Source organism: Rhodopseudomonas sp. BR0C11, assembly GCF_010820945.1.
Lineage (GTDB): Bacteria > Pseudomonadota > Alphaproteobacteria > Rhizobiales > Xanthobacteraceae > Rhodopseudomonas > Rhodopseudomonas palustris_H.
Genome location: NZ_QTKI01000654.1, coordinates 1 through 1,631 on the forward strand (window position 1 = coordinate 1; position 1,631 = coordinate 1,631).

General features: G+C 65.1%; 2 protein-coding genes. Both read left to right on the forward strand.

All coding sequences use genetic code 11. The features are described from left to right. Window positions 1-455 (forward strand): acyl-CoA dehydrogenase family protein (locus DYI24_RS26240; protein ID WP_283810909.1); only part of this gene is annotated, 455 nt, incomplete at its 5' end. Between the two features lie 189 nt (window positions 456-644). Continuing rightward, window positions 645-1,577, forward strand: coding sequence for an MBL fold metallo-hydrolase (locus DYI24_RS26245; RefSeq protein WP_164574388.1), 933 nt, complete (start codon window positions 645-647; stop codon window positions 1,575-1,577). Window positions 1,578-1,631: the final 54 nt, after the last annotated feature.

Sequence of the window (1,631 nt, forward strand, 5' to 3'; positions counted from 1 at the left end):
GTCCGTTCGGCTGCCTCAATCGCGCGCGCTACGGCAGCTCGTGGGGCGCGATGGGTGCCGCGGAAGACTGCTTCCACCGCGCCCGGCAGTACACGCTCGACCGTAAGCAGTTCAATCGTCCGCTGGCTGCGACCCAGCTGGTGCAGAAGAAACTCGCTGACATGGAGACCGAGATCACCCTCGGCCTACAGGCCAGCTTGCGCGTCGGCCGGTTGATGGACGAGGGCAAGATGGCGCCGGAGATGATCTCGATCGTCAAGCGCAACAACTGCGGCAAGGCGCTGGACATCGCCCGCATGGCCCGCGACATGCACGGCGGCAACGGCATCCAGATCGAGTATCACGTGATGCGCCACGCGCAGAACCTCGAGACGGTGAACACCTACGAGGGCACGCACGACGTGCATGCCCTGATCCTCGGCCGCGCGATCACTGGGCTGCAGGCGTTCGCGTAAGGCGGGGCGTACGTCCGCGCCCACTGTTTCCCGCTCTGCCGTCATCGCCCACGTAGGCGGGCGACCCAGTATCCCAGAGCGTTCGCTATAGGCGATGGCGGTGAGTACTGGATCCCCCGCATCCGCGGGGGATGACTTTCCGGGTGAGTTGGTAAGAACCAATAACAATCAAATTTGGTTGGAAACGCCATGAGCGACGACAATCGCCCCGAGGATGACGTTCCGTTCAATCGCGAGTTCGGATTGCAGCCGGGCATCGTCGAGGAAATCCGTCCCGGCCTGCGCCGCGTGTTGTGCAACAACCCGTCGCCGTTCACTTTCACCGGCACCGTCAGCTACATCGTCGGTCGCGGCAAGGTCGCGATCATCGATCCAGGTCCTGCGGACGAGGCTCATGCCAATGCGCTGCTGGACGCCGTCAAAGGCGAGACCGTCACGCACATCCTGGTCACCCACACCCACAAGGACCATTCGCCGGGCACACCGCTGATCAAGCAGGCGACCGGCGCCACCGTCTATGCCGAAGGGCCGCATCGGGCGTCGCGGCCGTATTTCGAGAGCGAGACGGTGTCGACCGAGTCCGGCGCCGACCGCAACTTCAAGCCGGACGTCGAAATCCGCGACGGCGACATGATCGAAGGCGACGGTTGGACCATCGAGTCGGTGGCGACGCCTGGTCACACCGCCAACCACATGGCGTTCGCCTGGCGCGAGGGTGATGCGCTGTTCGTCGGCGATCACATCATGGGCTGGTCGACTACGATCGTGGCGCCGCCGGACGGCTCGATGCCGGACTACATGGCGTCGCTGGACCGGCTGATCGGCCGCGATGAGCAGCTCTATCTCTCCGGTCACGGCGCCGAGATTCCCGGGGGCCCGCGTTACTCGCGGTTCCTGAAGCGGCACAGGCTGGCGCGGGAAGCTTCGATCCTGCATCGCCTCGGCAAGGGCGAGACCGATATCCCCAGCATGGTGCGGGCGATCTATATCGGCATCGACCCGCGGCTCGTCAGCGCCGCCGGTTACTCGGTGCTCGCGCATCTGGAAGATCTGGTGATGCGCGGGGTTGTCGCCACTGAGGGCGACCCGGTGATCAGCGGTCGCTACCGGCTTTCTGGTTAGCAGCCGATCCGCTCACAGCTTGTAGGCGGTGCGGAAGCCGCCCCAGTGCCGGCC

Excerpts from the sequence above, each read along its gene's own strand:
- DYI24_RS26245 (WP_164574388.1), top strand. The coding sequence starts at position 645 with ATGAGCGACGACAATCGCCCCGAGGATGACGTTCCGTTCAATCGCGAG.